The 3,795-nt window shown below is 51.0% G+C and carries 4 protein-coding genes; all 4 read left to right on the top strand.

Annotated features, from left to right (window positions below):
* Positions 1-91 precede the first annotated feature (91 nt).
* From BBG47_RS27295 to BBG47_RS27280, 4 genes are read left to right on the top strand one after another with little or no spacing between them, the layout of a single operon-like run.
* Complete coding sequence (locus tag BBG47_RS27295; RefSeq protein ID WP_065294364.1) at positions 92-748, top strand: cupin domain-containing protein; 657 nt, start codon at positions 92-94, stop codon at positions 746-748.
* 14 nt (positions 749-762) lie between these two features.
* A complete protein-coding gene (locus BBG47_RS31155) occupies positions 763-1,581 on the top strand; it encodes a BMC domain-containing protein (protein WP_065294363.1) in 819 nt (272 codons plus the stop codon).
* 27 nt (positions 1,582-1,608) lie between these two features.
* Positions 1,609-3,081 (top strand): acetaldehyde dehydrogenase (acetylating), encoded by a 1,473-nt coding sequence (locus BBG47_RS27285; protein WP_065294362.1) that lies wholly within the window; start codon positions 1,609-1,611, stop codon positions 3,079-3,081.
* Positions 3,081-3,728 carry a phosphate propanoyltransferase gene (locus BBG47_RS27280; protein WP_065294361.1) on the top strand — a complete coding sequence of 216 codons (648 nt, stop codon included), beginning with the start codon at positions 3,081-3,083 and terminating at the stop codon, positions 3,726-3,728. The genes BBG47_RS27285 and BBG47_RS27280 overlap by 1 nt, the downstream gene beginning before the upstream one ends.
* The last annotated feature ends 67 nt before the right edge of the window (positions 3,729-3,795 follow it).

Genomic DNA, 3,795 nt, shown 5'->3' with positions numbered 1-3,795 from the left:
TTTGAAAAAACGCACATCGGAAGCATAAGCCTCGGTGCTGAAAGTCTGACTTTTTGAACACTTACTTATAATTCGAAAGGGGGCGAGAACTGTGAAAAAACTGATTTGCGCTGCGGATGTGGAAGAATGGGTGGCTTCCGGACAGAAGCGGTGCTGCATTGACCGAAACACGATTGTGACACCGGCAGCCCATGATAAGGCAAGGGAGCTGGGGCTGGAGTTTACCGATGAGCCATGTGGCACTTTGAGTTCCGAGGCCGCAGGCAGCGAAACTCAGGATGATCTCGACATGAATGCCATTTTCAAATTTTTCAAGATGTTATCGGAAAAAGGAATGGTTGAAAAGCTGTTGGGGATGACTCTTGATCCACCTTATCAGGCGGAAACGGATCCGACGGGCTTAAAACTTGTACGGGGCCGAACGGTAAAAATGGAAGCTTACGATACGGGAACATCTAGTGCCAAGGTATACCGTCAAGAGGTAATCGGGAAGCCGGATTGTTCCATGAGCGCAGGGTTTATGACTGTCGATCACGGTTGCTTCGAGCAGGAGACGGCCCACGAAGAAACTTATATCGTGATGGAAGGCACGCTCGATGTCACTTTGAACGAGAAAACCTTCACCGCTCATGAAGGGGATGTACTCTTCATCCCCAAAGGGGTGAAGGCGACCAAGGGATCGTCGAACTGCGCGAGGATGTTTTATATGACTTATCCGGCGGGCTGTCCTGATCGGAAGCTACAGTAACTGGAGGTGATAGCATGCAGGCGCTTGGATTAATTGAAACGCGGGGACTTCTTCCGGCGATTGAATGTCTGGACATCATGCTCAAATCAGCTCAGGTAGAACTGATAGAAAAGTGCAATGTGGGTGGCGGGCTAGTGACCATCGCGGTAACCGGCGATGTTGGCGCTGTTCAAGCATCCGTGGAGGCGGGTGCCTCCGCGGCGCAACAATTGGGCAGTGATGTGCTTATCAGCCGACATGTTATTCCAAGACCCCACAACGACATAGCGAGCATCATCGGCCGGCGCAGCGTTTCGAATTTTACCAAGGAGAAGGACGAGCTGGCGCTGCCAGTACAGCATACTCAGGCGGCGGAACAGTTTCCAAAGCAACTGCCTGAGCAAACGCCAGAGCAGACCTCGAAACGTTACACAGCGTCTGATGTTCAACTGGGCGATGCGCCCAATATTCCACTAGACACGGCTCCTAAAGTTCCACTGGAAGCGGCGCACGATGTCTCAATCAATAGCGGTGGCAAAGAAGACTTCCCTGTACTAACAGCCGATCCCGCTCAGGCTCTTGCGTCTAAAGACGTCAGTCCAGAAACAGACAATCAAGATCTGGTAGATGGGGAGCAGGCAGTGCTGGACAATCCATTCAAACACCAGATTGACGTGCAGGTAAAGGAAGCAGGGCTTGACAAAGCAATGGAGCTGCTGGAAACGATGACAGCCGTGAAGCTGCGCGGACTGGCCAGAGAGTACGGCCCTGCGTATGGGATGAGCAGGACGACGATTTCCAAGGCAAACAAGGTGAAACTGCTCAAGCGGTTCCGCCATTATTATCAACAGTAAACAGTAAGCGAGAGGAGGATGTTTCACTTGGAAAATTATGATTATGATTTGCAATCGATTCAGGAAACGCGGGACTTGGCTCGTACAGGAAAAGCAGCCGCCGATATCCTTGCCGGGTACGATGCTGAACAGATTGACAGAATTGTACAAAACATGGTGCGGATAGCGGAGGTTAACGCCGCCGAACTGGCTGCGCTAGCAGTGGAGGAAACCGGATTTGGCAAGATTGAGGATAAGATCTTCAAAAACCGTCTGGCTTCCACGGAGCTGTATGAATCCATTCGGGATACAAAAACGATTGGGGTTATCCGCGAGGACAAGACAAATCAATTAATAGAGATTGCCGAGCCTGTCGGACTGCTCATGGGTATTATTCCATCAACAAATCCGACATCCACTACGATTTTCAAATCGATTATTGCGATAAAGGCTCGTAATGGAATCATCTTTTCGCCGCATCCATCGGCAAAGAAATCCATTATGCGGGCCGCCGAACTCATGCATGCAGCCGCTGTTGAGGCAGGGGCTCCCGAAGGAATCATTGGCTGCGTTGCCATGCCTTCTATGCCGGCGACACAGGAACTGATGAAGTGTGAGGAAATCGCCATGATTATCGCCACAGGCGGCTCGGCGATGGTGAAATCTGCCTATAGCGCGGGTAAACCGGCGCTGGGTGTGGGACCGGGTAATGTACCGGCCTATATTGAGCGCACCGCTGATATTCCAAAAGCAGTAGCTAATATCATTGCCAGCAAAACCTTCGATTACGGAACAATCTGCGCATCTGAACAGGCTGTTATCGTGGAGGAATGCATTCGTTCTCAGGTGATCGCGGAGTTTGAGCGTCAGGGCGGTTACTTTATGAATCAGGAGGAAACTGCTAAAGTCGCGGCAAAGCTGTTTGTAAAAGGCCATGCCATGAATTCAAGACTGGTGGGACGTTCACCTCAGGTGATCGCGGAAGCGGCCGGTATTCAAATTCCTGCAGGGGTCAAGGTGCTGTTAGGTGAACAGCAGGGCGTGGGAGAAAAATTCCCGCTGTCCTATGAAAAGCTTACTACGGTATTGGCGTTTTACACCGTACAGGACTGGCGTGAGGCTTGCGATCTAAGTGTTGGATTGCTGCGTAATGGAGGAATAGGCCATAGCTTTTCCATCCATACACAGAATCACGATATGGTCATGGAATTTGCGCAAAAACCTGTATTTCGTATTTTAGTGAATACGGGCTCCACTCAGGGCGGCGTGGGTGCAAGCACCGGGCTTGCACCGGCCTTCACTTTGGGATGTGGTACCTGGGGGGGCAGCGCCACTTCAGATAATGTGGGGCCACAGCACTTGATTAATATCAAGCGTGTGGCTTATGGCATTAAGGACTGCACAGCACAAAGCCCTTATTCTGCTCCCTCTCCGCAACAGCCGAAGCAACAGGAGGATGCAATGCTGTTGAATCTGGTCGATGAGCTGATGTCTATTTTGCAGAAAAGCGGTGACTGCTAGTGGGGAGCTATGACCAAGTACTTTCATTGTTAATGGAGGTGGTATCCGGTGCTGGCAAGGCGGGGGAGGAGCGGCGCTCCATCCCTTTAGGGATTTCGAATCGCCATGTGCATCTTTCTCAGGCTGATGTGGAGACGCTCTTCGGATCCGGATATACGCTATCCAAAATGCGTGATTTGTCCCAACCTGGACAGTATGCGTGTAATGAGACTGTTACGGTTTGTGGTCCCAAGGGTGCGATTGAAAAAGTGAGGGTTCTCGGTCCAGTGCGGAAACAGACTCAGGTAGAAATTATGCGGGGAGACTGCTTTAAGCTGGGCGTGAAAGCTCCAGTGTGCTTATCCGGGGAGCTTGAAGGCACACCTGGCGTCACATTGGTCGGTTCCAAGGGAAGCGTATATATTACCTGCGGCTTGATGGTTGCACAGCGCCACATTCATATGACACCTGATGATGCCCTTTTCTTCGGCGTAACCGACGGAGAAATGGTCAGCATTCAATTTGATGGTCTCCGGGGCGGAGGGTACAATCAGGTCGCAATCAGAGTTAGCAGTGACGCCGCTCTCGACTGTCATATCGACGTCGAAGAGGCCAACGCGATGGATCTGACATCGGCGTCTGTTGTCGAAATCATAAAAAATCGTTAGGAGGAAATGAACATGAGATCGGAAGCTCTTGGTTTGGTTGAAACAAAAGGTTTGGTAGGTTCTATCG

It is taken from the genome of Paenibacillus sp. KS1, from assembly GCF_001680695.1.
Classification (GTDB): domain Bacteria; phylum Bacillota; class Bacilli; order Paenibacillales; family Paenibacillaceae; genus Paenibacillus_B; species Paenibacillus_B suaedae.
Note: the sequence above shows the minus strand (reverse complement) of the source record. Positions and strands in the feature narration are given on the sequence as shown.

Excerpts from the sequence above, each read along its gene's own strand:
- BBG47_RS31155 (WP_065294363.1), top strand. The coding sequence starts at position 763 with ATGCAGGCGCTTGGATTAATTGAAACGCGGGGACTTCTTCCGGCGATT.